This window comes from Paenibacillus swuensis, from assembly GCF_001644605.1.
Lineage (GTDB): Bacteria > Bacillota > Bacilli > Paenibacillales > DY6 > Paenibacillus_N > Paenibacillus_N swuensis.
The window spans coordinates 2,305,294-2,331,096 of the sequence record NZ_CP011388.1; the positions used below are offsets into that span (position 1 = coordinate 2,305,294).

General features: G+C 52.7%; 22 protein-coding genes. 16 read left to right on the top strand and 6 right to left on the bottom strand.

All coding sequences use genetic code 11. The features are described 5' to 3' along the window. Positions 1 to 250: 250 nt before the first annotated feature. Positions 251 to 1,165, bottom strand: coding sequence for a transposase (locus SY83_RS22705; RefSeq protein WP_197480013.1), 915 nt, complete (start codon positions 1,163 to 1,165; stop codon positions 251 to 253). Between the two features lie 297 nt (positions 1,166 to 1,462). Between SY83_RS22705 and SY83_RS10110 the strand changes: the two genes are divergently transcribed. The 5 genes from SY83_RS10110 to SY83_RS10130 all read left to right on the top strand — a co-directional run bounded on the left by SY83_RS10110 (position 1,463) and on the right by SY83_RS10130 (position 7,588). Continuing rightward, positions 1,463 to 2,458, top strand: coding sequence for a 2-hydroxyacid dehydrogenase (locus SY83_RS10110; RefSeq protein ID WP_068606146.1), 996 nt, complete (start codon positions 1,463 to 1,465; stop codon positions 2,456 to 2,458). Next, entirely contained in the window at positions 2,455 to 3,138 is a 684-nt protein-coding gene (locus tag SY83_RS10115) for a hypothetical protein (protein WP_068606148.1), read from the top strand. Before SY83_RS10110 ends, SY83_RS10115 begins: the two co-directional genes overlap by 4 nt. Positions 3,139 to 3,159: 21 nt before the next feature. Further along, positions 3,160 to 4,149, top strand: a complete 990-nt coding sequence (locus SY83_RS10120) for an aldo/keto reductase (protein WP_068606149.1) — start codon at positions 3,160 to 3,162, stop codon at positions 4,147 to 4,149. 176 nt (positions 4,150 to 4,325) lie between these two features. Further along, positions 4,326 to 5,777, top strand: coding sequence for a cardiolipin synthase (cls, locus tag SY83_RS10125; protein ID WP_068606150.1), 1,452 nt, complete (start codon positions 4,326 to 4,328; stop codon positions 5,775 to 5,777). Between the two features lie 23 nt (positions 5,778 to 5,800). Further along, positions 5,801 to 7,588, top strand: a complete 1,788-nt coding sequence (locus SY83_RS10130) for an ABC transporter ATP-binding protein (protein WP_068606152.1) — start codon at positions 5,801 to 5,803, stop codon at positions 7,586 to 7,588. Positions 7,589 to 7,688: 100 nt separating this feature from the next. Here the strand turns inward: SY83_RS10130 and SY83_RS10135 are convergent, their stop codons facing one another. Further along, positions 7,689 to 8,903 (bottom strand): GAF domain-containing sensor histidine kinase, encoded by a 1,215-nt coding sequence (locus tag SY83_RS10135; RefSeq protein ID WP_068606154.1) that lies wholly within the window; start codon positions 8,901 to 8,903, stop codon positions 7,689 to 7,691. 212 nt (positions 8,904 to 9,115) lie between these two features. On the opposite strand from SY83_RS10135, the gene SY83_RS10140 reads away from it, so the two are divergent. Further along, on the top strand, positions 9,116 to 9,508 hold the full coding sequence (locus tag SY83_RS10140; protein WP_068606156.1) for a Fur family transcriptional regulator: 393 nt from the start codon (positions 9,116 to 9,118) through the stop codon (positions 9,506 to 9,508). Continuing rightward, positions 9,487 to 10,317, top strand: coding sequence for a winged helix-turn-helix domain-containing protein (locus SY83_RS10145; RefSeq protein WP_082882448.1), 831 nt, complete (start codon positions 9,487 to 9,489; stop codon positions 10,315 to 10,317). Before SY83_RS10140 ends, SY83_RS10145 begins: the two co-directional genes overlap by 22 nt. 64 nt (positions 10,318 to 10,381) lie before the next feature. Here the strand turns inward: SY83_RS10145 and SY83_RS10150 are convergent, their stop codons facing one another. Further along, positions 10,382 to 10,879, bottom strand: coding sequence for a glutathione peroxidase (locus SY83_RS10150; RefSeq protein WP_068606158.1), 498 nt, complete (start codon positions 10,877 to 10,879; stop codon positions 10,382 to 10,384). Positions 10,880 to 11,071: 192 nt separating this feature from the next. On the opposite strand from SY83_RS10150, the gene SY83_RS10155 reads away from it, so the two are divergent. After that, entirely contained in the window at positions 11,072 to 11,524 is a 453-nt protein-coding gene (locus SY83_RS10155) for a MarR family winged helix-turn-helix transcriptional regulator (protein WP_068606160.1), read from the top strand. A gap of 62 nt (positions 11,525 to 11,586) precedes the next feature. Here the strand turns inward: SY83_RS10155 and SY83_RS10160 are convergent, their stop codons facing one another. Then, positions 11,587 to 11,976 carry a VOC family protein gene (locus SY83_RS10160; RefSeq protein ID WP_082882449.1) on the bottom strand — a complete coding sequence of 130 codons (390 nt, stop codon included), beginning with the start codon at positions 11,974 to 11,976 and terminating at the stop codon, positions 11,587 to 11,589. Positions 11,977 to 12,182: 206 nt separating this feature from the next. Here SY83_RS10160 and SY83_RS10165 point away from each other — a divergent pair, with 206 nt between their 5' ends. The 4 genes from SY83_RS10165 (at position 12,183) to SY83_RS10180 (ending at position 17,835) form a co-directional block, all read left to right on the top strand. Beyond that, a complete protein-coding gene (locus SY83_RS10165; RefSeq protein WP_068606163.1) occupies positions 12,183 to 12,644 on the top strand; it encodes a MarR family winged helix-turn-helix transcriptional regulator in 462 nt (153 codons plus the stop codon). Beyond that, the gene (locus SY83_RS10170; protein WP_068606165.1) at positions 12,641 to 15,838 is read left to right on the top strand and encodes an MMPL family transporter; all 3,198 of its coding nucleotides are present in this window, start codon (positions 12,641 to 12,643) and stop codon (positions 15,836 to 15,838) included. Before SY83_RS10165 ends, SY83_RS10170 begins: the two co-directional genes overlap by 4 nt. 72 nt (positions 15,839 to 15,910) lie before the next feature. After that, the gene (locus SY83_RS10175; RefSeq protein ID WP_068606167.1) at positions 15,911 to 16,288 is read left to right on the top strand and encodes a PH domain-containing protein; all 378 of its coding nucleotides are present in this window, start codon (positions 15,911 to 15,913) and stop codon (positions 16,286 to 16,288) included. Positions 16,289 to 16,530: 242 nt separating this feature from the next. Next, positions 16,531 to 17,835, top strand: coding sequence for an MFS transporter (locus SY83_RS10180; protein WP_068606169.1), 1,305 nt, complete (start codon positions 16,531 to 16,533; stop codon positions 17,833 to 17,835). On the opposite strand, the gene SY83_RS10185 is transcribed toward SY83_RS10180, so the two are convergent. Beyond that, on the bottom strand, positions 17,802 to 18,002 hold the full coding sequence (locus tag SY83_RS10185) for a hypothetical protein (protein WP_068606171.1): 201 nt from the start codon (positions 18,000 to 18,002) through the stop codon (positions 17,802 to 17,804). The genes SY83_RS10180 and SY83_RS10185 overlap by 34 nt on opposite strands. A gap of 189 nt (positions 18,003 to 18,191) precedes the next feature. Further along, a complete protein-coding gene (locus tag SY83_RS10190) occupies positions 18,192 to 18,998 on the bottom strand; it encodes a sialate O-acetylesterase (RefSeq protein WP_068606173.1) in 807 nt (268 codons plus the stop codon). Between the two features lie 130 nt (positions 18,999 to 19,128). On the opposite strand from SY83_RS10190, the gene SY83_RS10195 reads away from it, so the two are divergent. The 4 genes from SY83_RS10195 (at position 19,129) to SY83_RS10210 (ending at position 25,799) form a co-directional block, all read left to right on the top strand. Beyond that, a complete protein-coding gene (locus tag SY83_RS10195) occupies positions 19,129 to 20,592 on the top strand; it encodes a glycoside hydrolase family 5 protein (protein ID WP_068606175.1) in 1,464 nt (487 codons plus the stop codon). Between the two features lie 139 nt (positions 20,593 to 20,731). Next, on the top strand, positions 20,732 to 22,522 hold the full coding sequence (locus SY83_RS10200) for a sensor histidine kinase (RefSeq protein ID WP_197480014.1): 1,791 nt from the start codon (positions 20,732 to 20,734) through the stop codon (positions 22,520 to 22,522). Beyond that, entirely contained in the window at positions 22,515 to 23,939 is a 1,425-nt protein-coding gene (locus SY83_RS10205) for a response regulator (protein ID WP_068606177.1), read from the top strand. Before SY83_RS10200 ends, SY83_RS10205 begins: the two co-directional genes overlap by 8 nt. Positions 23,940 to 24,083: 144 nt before the next feature. Next, on the top strand, positions 24,084 to 25,799 hold the full coding sequence (locus SY83_RS10210) for an extracellular solute-binding protein (RefSeq protein ID WP_068606178.1): 1,716 nt from the start codon (positions 24,084 to 24,086) through the stop codon (positions 25,797 to 25,799). The last annotated feature ends 4 nt before the right edge of the window (positions 25,800 to 25,803 follow it).

Consider the following 25,803-nt stretch of genomic DNA (forward strand, 5'->3'; position numbering starts at 1 on the left):
TCCTTTTTGGAGCCACGTGTTGGGGTCTCCCGTTGACTCAGTTTTGGGGTGGGGGCATAAAAAAGAACTTTGGAGTAGCTAAATACATAAATAATGGAATTAATTTGTGTCAGTCACATGATTTGAAAATCTACCTCATAGTTCTTTCAGTCCAGTAATCAGCAAAGGCCAGTAATTTCAGCAATTGAAGAGTGTACGTTACAGCAATCTACAAATAACGAAAAAACTGTCCAGGTAAACAATAAACACATTATGCAGCCGAAACATGCGCTATGGTTGGTGCAGCAGAAGCGATGAGCTGCTTGTATGTAATCGTGGGTGTAGAAATGAACAATCTAAATAATCGGCTAACTGCGCGGTTAGGTCGCAGAGAATGATTCAAACGGAAACTGGTTTCATCCAGATAAGCTTGAAGGTGTTTCCCGCTCACCCCAAAGTATCGCTGATTAATTCGTTGGGTCACGGAGTCGCTGATCATGTTCAAGGTATCACTGGCTTTGTGGTGATTAAATTGATTATGTACAAAAGGGAACTTCACTGTCGAATGAACGTGTTCATGGAGAAAATGAGCAAAGTCAGAGTGATCCATGGCTCTGTTACGGTGTTGAGGCGAAGTATAAACTTGTTTAAACTTCACATAACTGACGCCGCCATAAAAGCCCGCTCCAACAATAACAGGGTGCTGATGCTTCTTAGGCTTACGCTCCGTCCATCTAAAGAAAGAGTCACGAGGATTATAAACAGAGGATATGACTTCAACAAGTCCCGTAAGGAGTTTAGTTGCGTCTCCATGTCGAATAGCATGACGGAGTTTGTGCAGAATGAGCCAGGCTGTCTTGTAAGTGACCGAGATTAATTTAGATAGTTGTACGGCATTAATGGAGCATGTAGGACTTCCAATCAGAAAAAGAGCTTGAAACCATTTATGTAATGAAGTTCGGCTGCCTTCTATCACCGTACCGCGCAGGAGCGATGACTGATACTTGCAACCTCTGCATTCGTAAAGAGGTAAACGCCGAGTCGTAATTACAGTTACGTGTCGGCAGGCGCAACGGGGGCATTGAAAGCCGTTAGGCCATTTCGCGGCATGCAGCACAGAAACACAAACAGACTCACAGTGATATTTTTTCTTAAACTGTTCAAAAGTGATTTCCGCGTCCGGCATGTGCAACCCCCTAACAAAAGTAAGAACACCTGTTCTGACATAAGAAAATATTACCAAACAAGTGTTCTTAATGCAAGTCTTATTTTGCCAAATGATCATAAAATTTAAAAAATCCGCAGGGAGTCAGGAAACTGAGTCTTCGGGAGATCCCAACACGTGAGGCTAAAAACGATGTTTGTATTGAGTTATCCCGAGCATATGTACGCTGCACAAAGGGAATCCCAAGCCGCCCGTTGAAACCATAGAGACGGCTTCGGCGTCAGTTGGGTATAAAGATACAATGGGGAGGCGGTAGTCATGACGAAATGTAAACGGATGGTCATCTTAACCGCGCAAGGCAGGAATACCTTCACGGAAGAGCAAGCGCTGCGGCTGGAAGCGGCGGGTGACGTGAGCTTTGTCACGGCTACCTACGCGTTACCAGACACCGAGCTCGTCCAGATGCTCGGCGACGCCGAGATCGCCGGATTAACGCCGCGCTCGGTGCCGGTCATCGGCGCGTCGTGGCTGGACCGCGCGCCGCGGCTCCAAGGCATCGCCGTCTTCGCCACCGGTGTCGATTACATCGACACCGAGCTGCTTCGCGCACGCGGCATCGCGCTCAGCCACCTGCCCGACTACTCCACCGTGTCCGTGGCCGAGCACACCATGGGGATGCTTCTCACCATGTCGAGGCGTATCCACCTGAGCCAGGACCGCGTCCGCGGCCGGGTGCCCGCATCCACGTCCGTGCAAGGCTGGGAGCTACGCGTCAAGACGCTCGGTATCGTCGGCCTCGGCCGCATCGGAAGCTACGTCGCGAAGCTCGCTTCCGCATTTGAGATGCGCGTGCTGGCCTATGACCCGGCACCGCGCACAAGCGAGTACGCACAGCTTGTGACGAAGGAGGAGCTTCTGAGCTCCTCCGACATCGTTTCGCTGCACTACCCGAGCTACTGGCAAGCGCCGCCGGATTTCGGCGCGGCCGAACTGAGCCGCTTCAAGAGCGGGGCATGGCTGCTGAACGCGTCCCGCTGGGCGCTGGTCGATTCAGAAGCCGTTATTGCCGCGATTGAAGCGGGACAACTGAGAGGATACGCGCTAGATGAGATCTTCCCGTTGCCGGACAGGGCGGCAAAGCTGATCGAGGAGGGGCGTATCCTGCAAACGGGTCACACGGCGTGGTATTCAGCCGAAGTGATTGCCCGGGGCTACGAAACCTGGGTGGATAACCTGGTGGGTCTTGCCACGGGGGAGCCCAGGAACCTCACACAGCCGGTCGGCACAGAGGGCAAAGGAGGACACCGCTTATGAGCGAACATCTGTATTCCCGGTTCCGCCGGGTGGAACAGCTGTGGATCGGCGGTTTGTTCGGCTTCAGCGCCTTGTTCATCCTTGGACTCATCATCGGCAAATGGCCGCGCTACTGGGCCTATATCGCCTCAGAGATGACCCCGATGACCTGGTGGGAAAGCGTGGTCTTGTTCACGTGTTTCACTGTCACCTTACTTTGCGCCGCCCTCACCTATATCGCTAAAGGTTGGGGACGCGGCACAGTCGTCTATGCCATCCTCTCGGGCGCTTTCCTATTCCTAACGTTGGATGAACGCTTTGCGCTGCATGAGCGGATCCGCGACGGATATCTGGCGCCGCAGAATATCAAGCCCTTGCCCTGGGTAGGCGCCGGCGATTTTCTGGTCATGCTGTACGCTGCCCTGGGCCTCCTGTTTCTGCGTTATGTATGGCGGGAGCTTCAACTCCGCCGCGGCGCGCAGAAGTGGCTGCTCGCAGGTATCGTGCTTTCCATCGCCGCCGTCGGCGCGGACTCGTTCGATGTGTCCCGCATGACACTGGACGCCGAGCGGTTAGAGCAGACGATCGAGGAGATCCTCGAAACCGGCGCGATGCTGTGCTTCTTGGCGGCTTTCTCGCTGGCGGCTTCCGCCATCGGGCAGAAACTGATTATAATGAAACTTGCAGAGTTTAAGCAGTAACCTATGAGAGGAATGAAGCGCATGTCTACTCCAATACAGCCCGTTGTTCTTCGGAGATTTGGAAACTCCGAGCTGCAATGGTCGCCGCTGGGACTGGGATGCTGGCAATTCAGCAAAGGCCGTGGGATGGTCGGAGGATTCTGGCCGAACCTGGACAGCAAGATCATCCAGGATATTGTCCGCACCAGCATCACAGGAGGCATCAACTGGTTTGATACAGCTGAGGTTTACGGCAAGGGAGAGTCGGAACAAGCGCTTGCCGCTGCCTTAAACGCCCTCCATGCTTCGGAAAAGGAAGCCCATATTGCCACGAAATGGTGGCCGGCCTTCCGTACCGCCGGGAACATCCCCGCCACCATTGAGCAGAGAATCCAGGCACTAAGCGGCCGGACTATAGATTTGTATCAAATTCATCAGCCGTTTTCCTTCTCCACCGTCAGCGCGGAGATGCGCGAAATGGCCAAACTGGCTCAGGCCGGCAAGATTCGCCATGTCGGCGTCAGCAACTTCAACGCGAAACAGATGATTCAAGCGGACAGGACATTGAAGGAATTCGGTCTTCGCCTTGTGTCCAACCAAGTCAAATACAGCATGCTGGACCGCAGAATTGAGCGCAACGGCGTCATGGATGCGGCCAAGGAGTTGGGCGTGGCCATTATCGCCTATTCACCGCTTGAACAAGGCATCCTGAGCGGTAAATTCCATAAAGATCCTTCCTTGGTGAAGAATATTGTCGGGCCCCGCAAGTGGTTCTCGGGCTTTAAGGCGGAGCGCATGCAACAGACACGTCCGCTGATTGATCGTCTGGATGAACTGGCGAGCACCTACAACGCTTCGGTCAGCCAGGTCGCGCTCAACTGGACCGTGCACGCCCACGGCGAAACGGTATTCGCGATTCCCGGCGCATCTAAAGTGTCCCATGCGGAAGATAACGTAAAGGCGATGCGTTTCCGGCTGACCCGTGAAGAAATCCAGGAATTAAACGAGATGTCCCTCTCTTACGGAAAATAGCAATCTAAATCACAACCCCAATCTCATTCTGTAACTCAATCATTTTGTACCAACTACAACAGCCGCGGTCATCCGCGGTTTTGTTGTGTCTTGCCCGGTTTATTTATACAATAGAAGAAGGCGGAGACCAGATCATCCAGGACCGAATTCAATCTCAAAGAAACGGGTGTAAATCGATGACGCTTTGGAACCAATTGTCCACCTATCTACCGATTATCAATATCGTGTTTGCGGTCCCCATCATCTTCCTGGAACGCCGGAATGCCGCGGTTACCTGGGCGTGGTTAATGGTGTTGTTCTTTATTCCGTTCTTTGGGTTTATCCTGTATCTACTGTTCGGTCAGAACCTCAGCCGCCGCAAAATCTACAGAATCAAGAAGCTGCAACGCCTCCTTATCGAGAATTCCGTAGAGCATCAGAAGGTGTCGATCAAGAGCGGAGAAGCCGAATACAACGATCCCGCCATGCAGGATTACAGCGACATGATGTACATGAATCTGGTGAAAAGCCAGGCCATCTATTCCCAGAATAATGAGGTTGAAGTGTTTGTGGACGGGAAGACGAAGTTTAGCGCCCTGTTCAGAGACATGGAGGCCGCGACGGATCATATTCACATCATTTATTATATTATTCAAAATGACGACCTCGGACGCAAGCTGACCCGCGCCCTGGAGCAGAAAGCCCGAGAGGGCGTGGAAGTGCGTCTGATGTATGACGCCATCGGAAGTCTCAGCCTGCCGAAACATTTCTTCGACGATCTGAAAGCCGCGGGCGGACAAGTTGCCGCCTTCTTCCCATCGAAAATCCCTTATTTCAATCTTAGATTAAACTATCGGAATCATCGTAAAATCGCTATTTTTGACGGAATAACTGGTTATATCGGAGGTTTTAACGTCGGGAATGAGTATCTCGGCAAGGATGAATACTTCGGATTTTGGCGGGATACGCATCTGCGCGTGCAAGGGGGGGCGGTGCATCAGCTGCAGACCTTGTTTCTTATGGACTGGAATTTAGCGACACCCGGTATGAACAGCTTGGAGAGTCGATATTTCCCGGCCGTGGATGTGGACTCGGAAGGAACAACAGGTATGCAGATCGTTTCCAGCGGGCCGCACTCCGAAACCGAGCAAATCAAGAACGCGTATATCAAGATGATCCACTCGGCGAAGAAGAGCATTTATTTGCAGACGCCTTATTTTATACCCGATGAGAGTTTGATTACCGCGCTTAACATAGCCGCCGCCTCGGGTGTCGATGTGAAGATTATGCTGCCGAGTCAGCCGGACCACAAGTTGGTTTATTGGGCTTCGTTCTCATATTTGGGGGAGTTGCTCAACGCGGGGGTGCGGTGTTTCCTGTATGAAAAAGGCTTCCTTCACGCCAAAACGATGGTCGTAGACGGCAAAATCGCCTCCGTCGGAACCGCGAATATCGATATTCGCAGCTTTAAGTTAAATTTCGAGGTGAACGCGTTGGTGTATGACACGGAAATCGCGGGGAATTTGAAGGCGATCTTCGAAGAGGACATGACGCATTCCGTGGAACTGTCCGCTGAAGCTTACGGAAATCGTTCACACGGGGCGAAGATTAAAGAATCCTTCGTCCGGTTGCTGTCTCCGATCCTATAATCATGAAAATAAGGTGATTCTACATGCAAGACGATAATCAACAGCTCGAGCAGATGCCGAAAGGAGCGACCGGCCGATTTATCCGCTTGGTCCGGCAGGCCAAGCCTTCAGGCTGGCTGATCGCCGCCGCGGCGACATTAAGTCTGGCGGGAACGGTCGCCAGCTTGTTCGTGCCGATGTTCACGAAGGATCTGATTGACGGTTTCTCGATGGACTCCATCAACCGGACACAGGTCATCATCCTGGTTTCCGCCGCATTGGCCCAAGCGCTGGCGGCGGGTTTCTCCATCTACCTGCTCAACCGGCTAGGTCAACATGTCGTGGCGAACATTCGCGACCGGCTGTGGAAGAAGCTGCTGGTGCTGCCGATTCCCTACTATGACAATCATCAGACCGGCGATACGATCTCGCGAATGACGAATGATACCGCAGTTGTCAAAGGGCTCGTGTCCGATCATACGGCTTCGTTCCTGACCGGAATCATCTCTATCCTCGGTTCCGTAACGATTCTGCTGTTTCTCGACTGGCGCATGACGCTAGTGCTGTTAGCGGCCGTTCCGCTCACGATCGGCATCATGGTGCCCCTCGGCCGCCGCATGGTGAAGATTGCCCGCAGTACACAGCACGAAACCGCAAGTTTTACCGCGGTGCTCAGTCAGGTGCTGTCAGAAATCCGGCTGGTGAAATCGTCCGGGGCGGAGGATATTGAGTATCGGCGCGGTCATGAAGGGATATCGAAGCTGTTCGGGTACGGTGTGCGCGAAGGCAGGGTGCAAGCGATGGTAGCGCCCCTCATGTCGTTCGTGATCATGATGCTACTGGTCGTCATTATCGGCTACGGCGGCGTGCGCGTCGCTTCCGGCGCTTTAACGGCGGGTGAGCTGGTGGCGTTCCTGTTGTACTTGTTTCAGATTATCTTCCCGATCAGTCAGGTGAGCACCTTCTTCACCCAGTTGCAAAAAACCGTAGGCGCGACCGAACGCATCATCGCGACGCTGGAAGTGCCCGAAGAGGATCCCCATGCCGGGAAAGAAGTGTTGGATGCCTCGCAGCCGATCCGTGTGGAGGGACTCTCGTTCCGATACGCCGAAGAAGGCGAGCCGATTGTGAGCGACCTCACATTCACCATTCCGACAGGGAAAGTGACCGCGATTGTCGGTCCGAGCGGCGGCGGGAAAACGACGTTGTTCTCGTTGCTCGAGAGGTACTACACGCCGACGCAGGGAGTGATTCGACTCGGTGCGGACGCGATCGACACCTTCTCCCTGAAATCCTGGCGTTCGCAGATCGGGTATGTGTCGCAGGAGAGTCCGATTCTGGCCGGAACGATTCGTTATAATATCGCTTATGGCTTGGAGCGCGAGGTTAGTGAAGAGGAGCTGCGGAGAGCGGCCGAAATGGCTTACGCGGACCTGTTTATCCGCGAGTTGCCGGAAGGCTACGAGACCGAAGTGGGCGAACGGGGCATCAAACTGTCCGGCGGGCAGCGCCAACGGATCGGGATCGCGCGGGCGTTGTTGCGGAACCCCAACATCTTAATGTTGGACGAGGCTACATCCGCGCTGGACAGCCAATCCGAAGGCGTGGTGCAGCAGGCGCTAAGCAATTTGATGGCGGGCCGGACGACGTTGGTCATCGCGCACCGATTGTCGACGGTCGTGGATGCGGACCAGATCATCTTCATCGAAAAAGGACGGATTACCGGTTCCGGCACCCATGAGCAATTGTTGGAGTCGCATGACTTGTACCGGGAATTTGCAACTCAGCAGCTACGGCTGAATGAGATTGGCAATGAAGCGGATAGCCAATGAAGTGGATAGCCAATGATGCGGCTAGCCATGAGGGCAGCTGAAAAAGGACCTGGGAAGATTCCCGGTCCTTTTTGTATTTAAGCTTCCGCTTTTAAAGTTATCATGCAAGTACAGGAACGTGTACGCGTATGGAGAAGGTGAACTCCGTCCCTGGGCCGACCTTTTCCTGAAGCTGGATTGAGCCGGACATACGCTCTACGAGTCGTTTGCAGATGGCTAGTCCGAGGCCGGTTCCTCCATAATCCGCTTGCGAATGAAATTGCGCGAACGGTTCAAATAATCGGGGCATGGCGGACGGCGGGATTCCGATACCCGTATCAGACACGGAAATTAACAGCTGATTCTCGTTTTCATTCCGTTGCCAACTCACCGAAACCCTAATTTCGCCGTTCTCCGTAAACTTGACAGCGTTGCCCAGGAGATTCGTGAGAATCTGTCTTAGCTTATTCACATCCGCAGTAAGAACGTCCGGCATGTCCGGCGCAACCGTGCAGTTCAGATGAATTCCCTTACGCTGCGCCTCCTTGGCAAATAGCTGCATTAACTCGTTCAATTCAACGCGAATATTCAGCTCAATCAAGTCAAGTTCCATTTCCGAAGCGTCTATTCGGGAGTAATTCAACAGATCGTTCATGACGGACAGCAGTGAATCGCCGCTCTTCAGTAAAAGCTTCGTATACTCGCTTTGCTCTTCATTTAGTTCCGTATCGTTCAACAGAGCAGCCATTCCCATGATCCCGTTCATCGGATTCCGGATCTCGTGGCCCATGAAAGCTAGTAAATTGGCCTTTTCTTGTAAAGTGCGGCTTGCTTCCGCTTCCGCTTTCTGAAGCTGAACAATTTGATTATCCATATCCACCGCATAGCTGAAATACACGGCAAGGGAACCCAGAAGCTCAAGATCCTCTGAAGAGAATGGGTAATGATTGTGGTCAAAAGCACATAACGTGCCGAATACTTGACCTTCTTTATTCACAATAGGAACGCCAACGAAAGATAAGCTCCCTATGGCTTGCGTTACGTTCATGTCTTTCGTATAAGGATGCAGAAAATTGTCTTCGATATGGAGAATGCCTTTTTTCTTTTCGATGACCAGATGACAATAGGCTTCATTATATGGAAGTACAGCGCCCTCATCGATAATCGATACATCCCGATTAAACGACTTGAACACATGACTGAAAATGGTATCATTGCTGGCTACACAAAACGTATTTGCTCTAATCAGCCTGCTCGCGGTTGTCAAAATCCGTTCAGCCGCTTCAAATATCGTTTCGGAATTTTTCATAATGTCCGTGTGTATATTAGCGTTCATGTTCAATTACACTCCATTTCATAAGGATACGATCGAACAACTACTTACAAGTATAAACTAATTCAGGTGTCAATGCTGCTTTAGTTATATTTTCTATACGAATTGTGCATAAGAAAAGTGTCAATAAGATACCAACTAGCAGGAAATTGACTTCAAACTCTACAACATTTATACTTAGTCTAAATACTATGAGTTCAAAGGATGATTCCTTTATGACCAAAATCAATCTTACCAGCCAACGCAAAGCAATCCTAGAAGTCATTCAGACCCGTCACGATCATCCTACCGCGGCTGATATCATTGAGGGTTTGCGGGAGCGCGGGTTTAATTTTGCATATGGCACCATTTATAATTCGCTCCGTTACCTGACGGACACAGGCTTGATCCGGGAACTGAAGCTGGGCGAAGCGGTCAGCCGCTATGACGGACGGACGGAAGACCACCACCACATCGTGTGCAGCAGCTGTGGACGGGTGGATGAAGTGTTGTGTGAACCGCCGGCCGCTTGGCTTAAGGCGGTATCTGCCGAAACGTCGTATCAAGTGCGCGAAGCGCAAGTGGTGTTCGAGGGGGTGTGCGAACCATGTTCCAAGACGAAGCAATGAACGATGATGCAATGAATGATGTTACGGCACCAGCGGCAGAAGCTCCGTTTGCGCAGGGAGCCGTGTGTGTGCAGACGAGCCGTATCGTTGTCGTGACGCCGTTTCCCGAGCGATTGCAGCCCCTGATCGCCGCGTTATCCGCGAGTTGTTATGATGTGCTGCTGTTTCATCGATTTGAGGCCTCCGTGTTATCGGATTTTCCGGTGGACGGATTCATCCTGGATTTTACCGCTCCTGAAGCGGCGGAGGGGATGATGAAGCTGCAGGCTATGGCGCCGGACGCGAACAGGACGGCACGCACATTGATGCTGGTGAACGGGGAGCTGAATGAGGAAGCCAGCCGGTCCCTGGCCGCATGGGGTGAGCTTAACCTGTGGCCTTCCGGCATAGACGAGATGATGGGGCAAGTGCTGCGTAGAATTGGGGCCGGAAGGAGTGACGGCGGCGACGGACGCGAACAACAACGCAAGGGCACCGTTACGGTGAATCCAGCGACAGTTGCCACGGAATCCGTTAGGATTTTCAAAGACATCGAGCTCGACCCGAAGAAAATGGCCGTCTATCTGCAAGGCAAGCGTATCGACCTGACAAAGACCGAGTATGAGCTGCTTTTGCTGTTCTTGGAGTCGGAGGGAGCGGTACTTTCAAGGGAAGATGTCATGGTGCGGCTATGGGGCGATCAGTTTTTCGGCGGCAGTAACGTAGTCGATGTTCATGTGAAGAGTTTACGCAAAAAGCTGGGGGATTCCCCCTCATCGCCAACCTATATCGTCACGGTGCGCGGAGTCGGGTATCGTTTGGCGGATTAAAGAAGAAGCCGAGTTCCCATGTGGGAATCCGGCTTTTTTTAGCTAGAACAGGTTAAACAGTAGTTTACACAGTCGTTTTTAACCCCAACAGTTTTTGCAGATGGGCTTCGATCTGTTCCGGTGTATCGGTGGGTTTGAAACGCTTCACAATGGTGCCGTTGCGATCCACAAGGAACTTGGTGAAGTTCCACTTGATGGACTTGGAGCCGAGAAAACCGCGCTTTTGGCTCGTCAAGTATTGGTAGAGCGGGTGCGCGCCGGGGCCGTTCACATCAATTTTGGCAAAAAGGGGAAACGTAACGCCATGATTCAATTCGCACGCTTGCGCCACTTGAGCATCATCGCCGGGCTCTTGCTTCATGAATTGATTGCTTGGGAAGCCCAATACGGCAAGCCCTTGGTCTTTGTAAGTTTTGTGGAGCTTCTCCAACCCCTTGAACTGGGGAGCAAAGCCGCACTTGGTAGCCGTATTCACAATCAGCATCACTTTACCTTGATAGTCGGACATGGGCTTGGCTTCGCCTCGAATCGTCCTGACGTTAAAATCGTATAAAGATGGCATCGGGGTGCTCCTTTCAGCATTTTAACTTCTCGTTAACTTAGTTATGTTAAATTTAATTTTATACAATAGAGTTGGTGACGTCAATATATAGTAGTGTAACCGCAAACCTTTTGACATAAAACAGGGTGGATGATATACTTAGCGGACGAATTGCATGCAATTGAATTGTGCGGATTAATTATAAGAGGGGGGATGAAGAGGGTGGAGGACGATGTGCTGAAGTTGGAGAACCAGCTTTGTTTCTCGGTGTATGCTTGCTCGCGTGAGATTATTAAGCTGTATCGGCCGATTCTGGATGAGTTGGGCTTGACCTATACGCAGTATGTCACGATGTTGGCGCTGTGGGAACGCGATGGTGTGACGGTGAAAGAGCTGGGTCAGCAGTTATATTTGGATTCGGGGACGTTGACACCGCTGCTTAAGAAGCTGGAAGGCATGGGCCTCGTTACCCGTACTCGGGAGAAGGCGGATGAGCGGAATGTGAACATCGGGTTGACCGAGAAAGGCGCGGCCTTGAAAGCACAAGCGCAGGAAGTGCCTGACAAGCTGTTTGGGATCGCGGGGATTGAACTTAAAGAAGCGCTTGAGGTGCAGGCTAAGGTGAAGAGCATGCTGAAGAAGATGCAGGATTTTCAAGGAAAATGATCGGCTGAATAGGAAAGCCCCTCGCTGAATGAAAAGTGTCATTCTGAAGGGGCTTATTTATATTAACCCTTCACAACCTCGCCCCGCAGAGCCTGGAGATTGCCGTCCGGGTCCTTGAAGAACGCCAGCCACACTTCCACGGACCCCAAATCCCCCACCTTATGCGGCGCGCCGACCACAGACACATCCTGCGAACGAAGCCCCTCGAACGACGCCTGAATGTCACTCACATTGAAATAAAGCGTAGACCCCGCACCTTCATGCTCTTCATTCTCCGGCAAGCTGAGAAGCAGATGAATCCCGCCGCAGTCCAGAATCGCCATATTATGTTGAGCCATAAGCACAGGCAAACCCAGCACATCCCGATAGAATCCGAGCGAAGCCTCCAAGTTACGAACAGGAACGGAAACTTGGCCGATGCCTTGAATCAAAATCTGGTTGGTCATAGTCATCAGAGAACAACTCCTTCAATTTTTGTATAAAGTATCCATTCGGCAGACAGAGATTACATACCTTTTTTTGCAAAATATTCACAATTACGCCGTTGACGCTCCGCCGTGCCCGCTGGTATAGTTCACCTATAGAACTGTTTTAGAGTAGAACTAACTCGTCCGTTTGGAATCGCAACACTTTACATATTAGATAAGGAGCGCCACCTATGGATACCCACTTGCTCAACCAGATCATCGACCGGTATTTCACATCCACGTTCACGGTGAACCGGATTATGAACTCCCTGATTACGGACCGGATGCCCCAGAATCTGACCGCAGACCAATACTGCATCCTGAAATATATTGGGGAGCAGCAGAACTGCACATCATCAGAGCTGTCCGAGGTCTTTCTCGTAGGCAAAAGTTCCATCACCGCCATGGTGAACCGGCTCAAGGACAAAAATTTGCTGACTCGCACTCCCGATGAGAAAGACCGCCGCGTAATCTATCTGTCGCTGACGCCCGAGGGTGAACGGCTGGCGGTAGGGCTTAAGGAAACGATCGAAGATTTGCTTCGCAAGTATATGGTGCATTTTGAAGAGGGGGAGGCGCTGGCTTTCATTAAAACGTTCGAGAAGCTGGAGCGCTTGCTGTCCGAAGATGAGGGAGGAACGAATACAAGATGAGAATGATCATTAAGTTAAGATGGCTGATGTTGGTGTTGTGGATCGCCGCGGCGGCGGGCCTCATGATGTCCGCGCCGAATATGGAAGAACTGGTGCGGGACAAAGGGCAGATTACCGTGCCGGACGGCTACTCTTCTTCTGTAGCGAATGAATTGCTTCAGAGCAATAAAGAGGTAAGCAATGCTAAGGAGGGCGCGGAGGAGGAGGCTTCCGCCGTGTTGGTGTTCCACCGGGACGGGAAGCTCACAGAGGCCGACCAAGCCGAGATGAAACGAGGCATTGAAGCGCTGAAGGGGAGCGCTGAGATTGGGTCGGTGACGAACCATTTTGACACGAAAGAGTTGGAAGATCAGCTCGTATCCAAAGACGGCACAACCGTGCTGGCGCTGGTGAATGTGAAAGGGGAGGGCCGCACGCCTGCCGAAATGCGCGATGTGCTCTACAGTAAGCTGGATGGCATCAAGGTGGATCATTATTACACGGGCGAATGGCTCATTAACGAGGACGTCATCCAGAGCTCGCAAGAGGGATTGAAGAAAACGGAGTTTATTACGGTCGGCTTTATTCTCGTCATTCTGTTGATCGTGTTCCGGTCGATTGTGGCGCCTCTGATTCCTTTGCTGGCGGTCGGTTTGAGCTATGTGGTGTCCCAGTCGGTGGTGGCGATTCTGGTCGATCAGGTCAACTTCCCGCTATCCAACTTCACACAAATTTTCATGGTGGCGGTGATGTTCGGGATCGGGACGGACTACTGTATTCTGCTGATCAGCAGGTACAAAGAGGAGCTGGCGAAGACGAGCGACCGTACGGAAGCGATCATCAACACCTATCGGACAGCCGGAGGGACCGTTCTGTTCTCGGGGCTGGCGGTTCTGGTGGGCTTCAGCTCGATCGGATTCTCGGAATTTTCCCTGTATCGCTCCGCGGTGGCGGTGGCTGTCGGGGTCGGCGTGCTGCTGCTGGCGTTGATCACGTTGGTGCCGTTCTTTATGGCGGTGTTGGGGAGGGCATTGTTTTGGCCGGCTAAAGGGGAGCTCAAGCACGGATCCAGCGGTCTTTGGGGCGCGATGGGCAGCTTTTCCTTAAAACGTCCGGTCTGGGCGATCGCGCTGATGGCTGTGCTGATCGTTCCGTTCCTGACAGCCTACAAAGGCGCGGTGTCGTTCAACTCGCTCGAGGAAATCGGCGATAAATACGATTCCGTGCGCGCGTTCAACTACATCGCGGACGGCTTCGGGCCGGGCGAGTCCATGCCGTCGAAGGTCGTTGTTCAAGCGGAGCAACCGCTCGATACGCCGGAGGGACTGGCGGCGATCGAACAAGTGACGCGCGAACTCGCCGGAGTCGACGGCGTGGACGCGGTGCGGAGCGGCACAAGGCCTACGGGCGTGCCGCAGGAGGGTTTTGCCGTGGCCGAGCAGGCGGATAAGCTCGGGCAAGGCTTGGGTGAAGGCGGCGACGCGATTGGGAAGATCGGCGCCGGTTTAGCCGAGGCGAGCGCCTCGCTCAGCGAGAGTGAGCCGAAGCTGCAAGAGGCCGCAGCGGGCGCGGGCGAGCTCGCCAAAGGCACAACCGCGCTGAAAGCGGGCGTTGTGCAGCTGGGCGAGGGGCTGGCGCGCATCGAGCGCGGCTTACGCGACGGCTCTGCCGGAGCGAAGGAGCTGAGCGCGGGGCTGCGCCAGGCTCAGGCGAGCGCGAAGCAGCTGGCGGCGGGCGCGTGGAAGCTGCTCGGCTCGTATGAGCAGCTGGGCGGCGGGCTGGCGCAGCTTGCGCGCGGCTACAGCGCGTCGGCGGCGGATGCGGCGGCGCTGGCGGACGGCATCGGCGGCGTGGGCGAGAGCTTGCGCGGCTTGGCCGCCAAGTATCCGGAGCTGGCCGCCGACGCCGAGTTCCAGCGCGCGCAGGACGCCGCGTCGCAGCTGGGCACGGACGCGGGCGCACTCTCGCGCGGCCTCGCCGAGCTGAAAGGCAGCCTGACCGGAGTATCCGGCGGGCTGGCGCAAGCGAACGCGGGCCTGAAGCAGGCCGCGCAAGGGCAAGCCGCGCTCGCTGGCGGGCTGTCGTCGATTGCCGCGGGCATCGACAAGCTGCAGGCGGGCATCGCGAGTGCGGCCGGCGGCCAAGGGCAGATCGTGGATAAGCTGCCGTCCGTGACGGCGGGCTTTGATCAGCTGGCCGCGGGCCAAAAAGAGCTGCAAAACGGCTTCGCGCAGCTAAACGGACAGCTCGGGGAGCTGACGGACGGTTTGGCGCAAAGCGCGGACGGGCTGAAGCAAGTGAACGGCGGCTTGGCTTCCGCGGGTACGTACCTGGAAGGCTTGTCGGCGGGGCCGAACAAGCAGCTGACCGGCTGGTATGCACCGGCGGAAACGCTGGAGAACGCGGAGTTCCAACAAGCGCTCGACATTTACCTGTCGGAAGACGGGAAGACCGCAACGTTTGATGTGGTGTTCCAAGGCAATCCGTATGACGTCGCCACTTTGGCCAAAGTCGATGAGCTGAACGCGGCGGTGGAACGCGCGGTTCAAGGCACGCCGATGGAAGGCGCGAAGTACGCTGTCAGCGGGATCACCAGTATCAACAATGATTTGAACACCGTGTCCGCCGGGGATTATGCGCGTACGGTCATGTTCATGCTGATCGGCATAGGGCTGATCTTGATGGTTCGTTTCCGTTCCATCGTCATCCCGATTTATATTTTAATCTCACTTTTGTTGACCTACTACTCTTCGCTCGCGATCGCCGAAGTCATCTTTGTTCGTATCTTGGGTTATTCCGGGATTTCATGGGCGGTGCCGTTCTTCGGATTCGTGCTCTTGATGGCGCTGGGCGTGGATTACAGCATCTTCCTGATGGACCGCTTCCGAGAGTATCGTCATCTGGAGCCGCGGGAAGCCATTTTGCAGGCGATGAAGCACATGGGCGGTGTTATTATTTCAGCGGCCGTAATCCTGGGCGGAACGTTCGCGGCGATGCTGCCTTCCGGGGTCATGTCGTTGCTGCAGATTGCCACCATTTTGCTGTGCGGGCTGTTCCTGTACGCGTTGGTCATTCTGCCGTTGTTCATCCCTGTTATGGTGCGGATGTTCGGTCCGGCCAACTGGTGGCCGTTTATGGGGGACAGGGCGGACTCCTCACCCGCCAATTCCTCTGGTAGTCGCTCGGTAGACGAGCGTCCATCGTTATCGCATTAATATATGAAACGAATCCTTCTCCACACCGTATAACGGATATTACTAAAAAACGCAATTATTAGGAGGACGAACATGGGATTTTTGGACGGATTAATGGGGAACGCGTCAGAGTTGAGGGTGGAAGAGGTCAATAAGGAGTTCGGGCATCTGCTGGCAACGGGCGAGCGAGTAGAAAAGGCGTACCAAATGATTCGGGACATGTTCATCTTCACGGACAAAAGGTTCATTCTAGTCGACAAACAAGGCATCACGGGGCGCAAGCTGGAAATCAAGTCGGTTCCCTACAAGAGCATCACCCATTTCTCGATCGAAACCGCCGGTTCGTTTGACTTGGATGCGGAGCTGAACATTTGGATTTCCGGTGTGAGTCTGCCGATTCAGAAGAAGTTCAACAAGAGCTTGAACATCTACGAGTTGCAGAGTGTGTTGGCGGGGTACGTGGCGAGATAAACGGTTCATGGCAAAATCATACGAAAACCGCAACCATCAGGCTGCGGTTTTTATTTTGAGCTAGAGCAGAGGTGATTATACCTCTAAAACCAGCAAAAGGGCGATATCCCATTGACTCAGCCCCCGAAGCATGGATATCCATCTCAGGTTATTCGCCAATCCGCCCCCGGAAGGATGACACCTCCTAAGGATTCCTATATTGTACTATGTAGATGTCATTATATAAATTCCGGAGGAACCTCATGCAACAGCTATTCCGCAATCCCACCTTCACCAGGCTGTTCCTGGCCACTTTCGCTTCCCAATTGGGCTCAACGATAGGCAGCATGGCTTTCGCGTTCTACATGCTCGACCGTTTCTCCACCCAACCCGTTTACGCCACGGTGGCTGAGTTGATGTACTCGCTGCCCACGTTAGCCGTGTTCTTTATTGTGGGGGTGTGCGCCGATCGGTTCGATCGCCAACGTATTGCGGAGTACACCGGATGGATTCGCTTGGCGCTGTCGGTCCTGTTGTTAGGTGTCATAGAGTTGGACTGGGTGCCCGTCATGTTCGCGATTTTGTTCACCCGGAGCGCGGTAACGAAGTTCTATTGGCCAGCGGAATCGTCGATGCTGCAAGGGGTGTTGGACAAAGAGCAATATATCCGCTCCTCAGGTCTGAATCAGATGATTATGGGTGTATTTATGCTTTTTGGGATGAGTCTGGGCGCGATCGCTTATAACTTTCTTGGCATACAAGGAGCAATTATGCTGGATGCTTGCGGGTTCCTGGTTTCGGCGCTGCTGATTCGTTCCTGCCGTATTGCGCTTGAGGTTCGCCAGCCTAACGGCTACTCCCGTGTTCGAGACTTGAAGCTTGGACATGTATTGCATGATTTTCGGGATGGGATTGGCTATATTTTGAACCATAAATTGTTGTTAACCATCATTGCGGGCTATGCGATCTTCGGCTTAATCGACGGTGCCTTCATTATGCTCCCGATGTTCACGATGAAATATAAACTCGCGCCCGATGCGTATGAGTGGTTCCTTTCTATGTTCGCGGTCAGTTTAGGCTTGGGGATTCTGCTGGGAAGTGTCATTACCGGTCGTCTGGTGCAAAAGTTCAAGCCCCACCAAGTACTGCTCACGGGGCTTATGATGTCAGGACTGCTGATTCTGGGATTAGCTTGGGTGGAGCATCCTTGGGTGTATGTGTCGCTCGTGTTCGTTACAGGCATGGTGCTCACGCCCATTAACATTGTGTTAGGCGGCTGGATGCCGGAGTTGGTGGAGCCGACCAAGATGGGCCGTGTTATGGCGTGGATTGATCCGGTGATGATGGCGGGGCAGTCTTTGACCCTGGGATGTATTGCGCTGTTCTATCCGTCCGTGATTTCCCTCTTTATGCTATATGTGTTTACCGGCGTGCTCCTGCTGGGGGTATTCACGATTTATGGATTGACGTTACCCCGGTTGATCAGACAAGGGAAGGGGGAGGAGGGTGTACCTGCAATTGGTCCAAAAGAGCGTTATCCCTTTGACTCAGCTCCGAACAACTTATAAACCGTATAAGTCGCCATGACGGCTGTCAAGATCGCAATCGAAATGACGATGTATTTCAGAGTACCTGTTTGTAAGCTGCCGATCAAAAGTAAAGCCGTTATGGCCAGCGCTTCTATCGTGATCGTGAGAATGATGTTGAACCATTTATATTTGAGTAAGCTTTTCATCGTCGTCACCTGTTCTCGGGATTATTTTGGCGGCAAAAACCTAAATCGCAATGAAAAATACATTGATAGCATTCCATAGGGAATGAAAATAGATCGAGGATCTCAACGTCCCTGTGATGTACAGCAACAGCGAACTAAATACACTCATAAAAAGCAAAGAAGAAGGCGTCATGGTTCATGCATGCAAGTTCAGTCTACATTCCTGCCCAAAATATGCACAGCCGTGTTCGCCCCAGCCTCTGCGCCTACTTCGTTGTAAGCCTGTTGCACGTAGTGGAATGCGTCCTTCATAAGCCCTCTGGCCGCCATGTCCGCAAACTTGGTTGAGACAAGCGCCGCATGCTGGTATGTAATGCATAGTTCGATCTGAGCCTCGGCGATAGGACGGAATTTATCCGGATCATCGCGATGGCGGCCGATGCCTACGATATAGCAGGTTTCCATGCCGGCGCAGATCATAGCATCCATGACGGAGGTGAGTTTGGTCGTGTACTCCGCAGGGGACATGCCGTTCTCCGCATCCGTCTCGCCTTGGCACCACACCATGAATGCATGCCGGACGGTACAGCCATTCGCGCCAAGCCAGTCGCTGGCTGCCTGAAACCGGTCAATCGCATCGTTCAAAAAAGCCCCGCCAGGCAGCCACAAGTTGATGGAGGAACCGCCTTTGGAGCACGAAACGGCTACAACAGGCGTGCCTGTAGTTCGCTCATATTCAATGACAAAAGAGGATACCATGGACCCCGTTTTGTTGGACTCCGCAACACCGCTTATCACGTTATTTTCTTCTACCCCAAAAGGCTCAACGATCGGATACAGCCTTGTGGGGGCCGAGATCGCTTTAAACTCATATCCCGTTCCCTCAGCCACTACAGGCGCTTCAGCCGCCGAACCTCGACCCGCCATATTGGACTGTCCTGCAAACAGGACGAGGTCTACTTCTTTTTTATCTTTTTTGGCCGGGAAATGGTTGTTATCGCTGTTAGAATGGGTCATCCTTGGCCTCCCTGAGCTATTGTTTTAAACCGAATCACGTGTATCTAAAGACCGTTTTCACCTGTTAGCAGTAGATCTCTCCTATATAATGATAAAGCAAGCAATCCAAATCATAAAGGGGATGACTTTAATGAGAAAGCGAAGCAGTTGGAAAGGGGTAGCGGTTTATGTATTACTTTTGGCGTTGATGTTTGGGACGGTTAATTTTGCAAGCGTTACCACAACGGAGGCAGCCGGGGACAGCTATACGGTATCGGGAACGAAGATCATGAAAAACGGGACGGAATTTATTCTCAACGGGACGAATGTGAACGGTCCGCAGTGGTGCTGGGGCTCCAATACGGTAAATGACGCGAATCTGATCGTAAACAAATGGAAGTTCAACTCGATCCGGGTAAATACACATATTCTTGCAAAAGGCTGCGATTTTCAACCCACGCTGCAACAGATTGTGGACACCTACACGCCGCTGGGCGCGGTAGTGATGATTGAGGCGCATGAGGATGCGCGCATCGGCAACTACTACACATCAACTACATCGCCTACGCTGACAGAGTTAAAAAACTATTGGATTAACCTAGCCAATCAGTTCAAAAACAACAGCAACGTCTGGTTTAATATTGCGAATGAGCCGGGAGACTGGAATCTGGACGCGCAGTGGAAGACGATGCACAAGACGGTCATTGAGGCGATCCGCGGTACGGGTGCGACGAATATCATCGTTGTGGACGGCGGCACATTCGGTCAAGATTGCGGGTATTCGCAAGCCGGGAATGTGGTGGACGGAGACAGTGCGGTGATCAGCTGGGGGCAGGAAGTGAAGTCGTATGACACGACGGGCAATACGATCTTCAGCGTGCACAACTACGGCTGCTGGGATTGGAGCGAATCGAAACTGACCGATTACGTAAATCGTGTGCATGCGAAGAATCTGGCTTTGGTATTCGGCGAGTGGGGAGCCCAAACCGGCGGTGAGCACCAAACCGCGGCGCAGAACACGGTGAATGTGTCCCAGGCGAAGAAGGTCGGCAAGATGGTTTGGCATTGGGACGGCGGCGACGCGTTCGATCTGACCAACACCGGCGGGGGCTGGGGCGGCGACATTAACCGTACGGACGGTACCAAACCGACCAACCTGACTTGGCTGGGTTCGAAGGTATGGGACGCGAACCGTTACACAGGCAGTGTTGCGGCGAAGCTTTCGGGTACGTTATATGGAACCACGCCTGCTTTTAATGGGACGGATACTTTTCATAAAGCAATGGACGGCAATACGGGGACGTTCTTCGATTACGCCAATTCGGACGGAGGATATGTAGGACTGGATCTGGGTGCGAGCGTAACGAAGCAAATTACAAAGGTTCGTTTATATCCCCGTTCAGGCATGGCTTACCGTATGGACGGCGGTAAAATTCAAGGCTCCAACACAAGCAGCACTTCTGGATTTACCGATCTAGGAACGGTTTCATCAGCACAGAATGCCGTTTGGCATGAAGTAACGGTAACGAATACAACCAAGTATCGGTATGTCCGATATTTGTCTCCAAGCGGAAGTCACTGTAACGTGGCCGAATTGGAGTTCTGGGGCAAATAAGGCAGTAAGACAGTAAGAACAAAGGGCCGAGCGCTTATTCCGTCAGTTGCGGAGGGGCGTTTGGCCTTCTTTTGCCAGTTAAAGGGACAGTTAAGGGTTATGTCGAAATAAGTCGTATAATGAACATATAAGCATGCGAATGAAAGGAAGTACGGATGTGCTCAACACATGGAAGCGGTGGATGTGGCCCAGCTCGCTGAAGGCCAGGTTGACGATTGTGATTCTGCTGAGCTCGGCGATCCCGTTGCTGCTGATCGGCATCATCTCCAGCTACGCGATAGATAATGTGGAATCGAACGTCCGCGACGGGGTCATCAGCACGCTGAAGCAGGTGCGCATCGATACGGAGAAGACGCTTGAAATGTTGGATTTCGCGTCAAGGCAGTTTGTCACCATTAACGGCACGGTAGGCGGGGGACTGCGGGAACTGTTCGAGGCGGAGCGGAATAATACGTATTTTGAGTTTTTTCGGGAAACGAATAAAGTGCGGGAGCGCTTTACGCTGGTCGGTTTCACCAATCCGAATGTCGGCGTGATGTTCTACCATATGCCCGATCAGGACAAAATCATGTTCGAAAACCGCACTATCGGCACCGATTTCCAACCGGACCGCATGCCGATGTTAACGGATCGCAAGGTGTATCAGAACTTCGGTCCGCATCCGACAGTAAGCCAGGGTCAGGACGCGCTGGTGCTCTCCATCTACCGGGAAGTGGAGCAGATTGACAGCAAGCCTGTGTATATCTATATTGAGACGCATCTGGATCTATTGAAAGAACTGTTTCGGCGGGATAAATACGGAGTGGATACGATTCATATCCTCACGGACGCCGCCGGACAGGTCATGTACAGCGACGACAGGGAAAGGTATCCTACGGGATCGCTTCAGCCCCGTTTCTTGAAGGAAGCCGCATCGGATGACCACTACGATTTCTATTACGAGAAGAGCCGTCAGGGCTGGCAAGTCATTGCCGGTGTGCATAAAGCGGGCTTCAACCAAGCCAAGACCGGTTGGACGATCCGCTACGCGTTGGTAGGCATATTCACCTTGGCGGTCAGCCTCTTACTGGGATGGGCGATCTGGCGCACGGTGTACCGGCCGCTGATTCAATTCAGCCGCGAAATTAAGGCGATGGGCACCAATATTCATCATGAATTGAGCGATCAGGATCGGATGGCGGAATTCAATGTATTGTTTGTGCAATTCGACCAAATGCGGCGTCAGGTGCTGGAGCTGTTCCTTGAGGTAGAGCGGAAAGAACGTCGCAAGCAGGAGCTTGAAGTCGAGAAGCTGCTGGTGCAGATTAACCCGCATTTCCTGCATAATACGTTGAATACGATTCAATGGCTGGCCCGTATGCAGGGCAATGACGATATCGATAAACTAGTTTCCGTGTTCACCCGCGTGCTGCATTACAACCTGGGCAAAGAAGGCGGCATCGTGAAAATCAAGGAAGAAGTGCAGGCGCTGGAAGACTATGTTTCGTTGCAGCGAATCCGCTATGATTATGAATTCGACGTCCGCATTATCGTCACGGCGGAAACGCTGGAGGTGCCGATTCCGAGATTTGTGCTGCAGCCTCTGGTGGAGAATGCCCTGTACCACGGGTTAAGGGATGAAGGCGGCATGATCGAGGTTCATATCCGGCACAGCCGGAACGACATGGTGGAAGTGACCGTGAGGGATAACGGCGCGGGGATGAGCGAAGAGACCAAGGCCAGGCTGTTGCTGCCCGATACAGGGGAACGCCGCAAGAGCGGGCTGGGCATCGGACTGCGGTTTGTGGACCGCATGATGAAGATGCATTATGGCGAAGCCTTCGGATTGCAAGTGGAGAGCGAGCTTGGCGAAGGAACGACGATGAGGCTGCGCATTCCGACAGGAGAAGGGAAGCTTGAACAACCGCAAGGAGGGGAACAACATGATTAGAGCCATCATCGTGGATGATGAAAAGCTGGTGCGCAAAGGGCTGATCAGTATGATGCCTTGGCAAGCGTTCGGCATCGACATTATTGCGGATGCGCCAAGCGTCGCCAAGGCGTTAGAACTGTTACAGCAACAGGAAGCCGACCTGCTGATTACCGACTTGACGATGCCCTCCATGAGCGGCTTCGAGTTGATGCGGGAAGTCAGGCAGCACTATCCGCATATGCGTGTCGTTGTGCTGACATGTCACCAGGACTTTGATTATATTCAGGAAGCGCTGCGTTTAGGCGCCATCGATTATATAGTGAAAACCCAGCTGGAGAAGGAGAAGACAGAGGATGTGCTGGGCCGCATCGTGAACCGGATGTGTGAAGAGAACACCAGAGATCCGAAACTTCCGGCTACGGCTGTGATGCAGGCGGAAGCGAAGTCCGAACGCGGCTTTCTCCTGTGCGGCACCGGCAAATCAACCAAAGTTGCCGATTTGTACGCCATTCCTTGGGTGAGGACAGGTTCCTTGTACGAGGTGGAGCAGGGCACCTGGCTGGTACCCCGACCTTCGGATGCGGTTGTTGCATCGGATATACAGGCTTTTTTGGATGCGGACGTGCCCGAATGGATTTTGGTTGAAGTGGAAGGCATGCGTGGGCTGCCGATCGGGGAAGTTTGCCGGTTATTGAAGGAATATAAACAAGGGGAATTGTTCTACGAATGGCAGAGGGACACAAGGGTTTACAACGTATCCGCTTCGGCCATTGAGAAGGAGCATGCCGATCAAGAGGACACGCAAATCAGCCGGATCAAAGAACGCTGGTCCATGCCCAACTGGGTGTTGGATGATAAGCTGTACGGCGAATTATTGGCGGATATCGAGCTTCAGCGGTTACCGTCGATTCATGTGAAGCGGTCTTTTTATGCCGCGATGGCGTTATGGGAGGTATGGTTTAAGGACCGGAAGCAGCTTAACCAGTGGAATGATCAGGTGGAGGATCTGCTCTATTGGGAAGACTGGAGTGAGTGGCTGGACAGTACCCGCAAACATTTACGCACGGTGCTCGGCGCGGTACCGCATTCGGAGGAAGTCGTTCGCAGCATCTACAAAGCGGTGGAATATATGAAAACCCACGTCGGTAAAGAAGTGAACCAGCGGGAAGTAGCTAAAGCGGTGAATATGAGCCGAAGCTACTTCAGTCAGTGCTTCAAGGATATTACGGGGCTGGCGTTTGGCGAGATGCTCAGGGATGCTCGGATTGAATCGGCCAAGACGCAGCTGCTTCAGACGCAGCAACCGATTTACTGGATTGCCGAACAATCGGGCTTTCAAGACGAGAAATATTTCCGGCGCATCTTTAAAGAACAGACAGGGATGACGCCTACCGAATATCGCGCCACCTCCATGAGGGGGAGTTCGGTTCGTTAAACGGGTGAAAAAGGTTCACTGCACAGCAACCATACAGGATGCCAAAACCCCCCTATCGTCCGACCGTATTGAGTCCTTTCGGGGGCTTTTTTCTTTGTATAATAACAGTGTAGTTAACAAGCTGAGTAAAGGGGATATCACAATATGACGCATGCCACATGGAACAAGAGCTGGATCGCAGGTTTGCTGGTCCTGATGATGCTGGTGATTACAGCTTGCAGCGGCAACGGAAACACAGAGAACGCCGCGCAAGGGAACGGAAAGAATAACGGAAATCAGGCGGAGACGCCAACGGAACCCGCTGAAGTGCCGGAACCGTTCGGGATGTACAAAGAACCGGTTGAACTAAAGATCGGTAAATCCACGATCGCCGAACCGAAATTCCCGGAAGGCGAAACATGGGCGGATAACGAGTATTACCGCCACCTGCAGAAGACGTTGAACATCTCCGTCAAGCATGCGTGGGAAGCGGACGGCAGTTCTTCCGCTTACAAGGATAAAGTAAACCTGTCGATCGCAAGTAACGATCTGCCGGACGCGTTCTCTCTGGTAAACCGTGATCAATTGGCGGAGCTTGTGAAGAACGACATGATCGAAGATTTAACGGAAGTGTATGAGAAATATGTTTCTCCGGAATACAAGGCTGTCATTGATTCCACGAACGGTCAAGCGATTGCGGAAGTGACTGTGGACGGCAAGATGTTCGCCATCCCAACTGCGCGTGAAGTAACACCGAATCTGGTGTGGGTTCGCCAGGACTGGTTGGATACGCTGAAGCTGCAAGCTCCGAAATCCGTAGATGATGTGCTTGCTGTTGCCAAAGCTTTCAAGGCGGCTGACCTGGACAAAACAGGAAAAGCTGTAGGCCTTACGGGCGTAGAGAAATTCGTTTCTGACGGTAACGAGATGCACGGATACGAGCTGCTGTTCAACGCATATGAGCTGTATCCGATGCAGTGGACGAAAGGACAAGACGGTACGATCGCTTACGGCGGTATTCAACCCGGCGTGAAAGACGTGCTGGCGAAGCTGGCCCAAGCGTTCAAGGACGGATTAATCGACCGTGAGTTCGCGACGAAAGACGCGGGTAAAGCGAACGAAGTGCTGACAAGCGGTCAAGGCGGCATCGCGGTATTACCTTGGTGGGCACCGGGCTGGCCTCTGCAAGACTCGGTGAAGAACAGCGGCGGCAAAGCGGTATGGAAAGCATATCCGATCATCGGCGCTAACGGGAAATATAACGGTGAGCAGAACGGTATTCTGAACTCCATGTATGTAGTGCGTAAAGGCTATGAGCATCCCGAAGCTTTAGTGAAGCTTGTAAACTGGGAGTTCAAGCTGAAACAACGCGGCTATCCAGAATTGAACGAGCTGATGGACAACGGCATCTACAAAGAAATCAAGCGCCGCGGCACGCCGTTTGAAGTAAACGCGGCGCGCATGGATGAAATCCAATTCCTCGCGGGTGTAATCCAGCAAGGTGTGAAAGGTGAAATTACGAAAGAAGAAGCGGCGAAGCTGCATCCGGAAGCTTGGGATAAAGTGGAGCGCATTCAGAAATACCGCGCGAATCCGGACCCGATGGCAGATACGGCTTTATGGGCGGATGATACGCAATGGACGATCGGCGCGCCTGCCTTGGTTGCGGCTGAACAGAATGTTCACTTCAACGTATTCACAGGCATTACCAAAGGAATGGAGAACAAGAAATCCATTCTGGACGATCTTCTGATTCAATCTTACCTGAAAATTATTTACGGTGAAGAAAGCGTAGATTACTTTGACACCTTCGTGGAGCAATGGAAATCGCAAGGCGGAGATGAAATTACTAAAGAAGTTCAGGAACAAGTCGCTAAGTAATTGA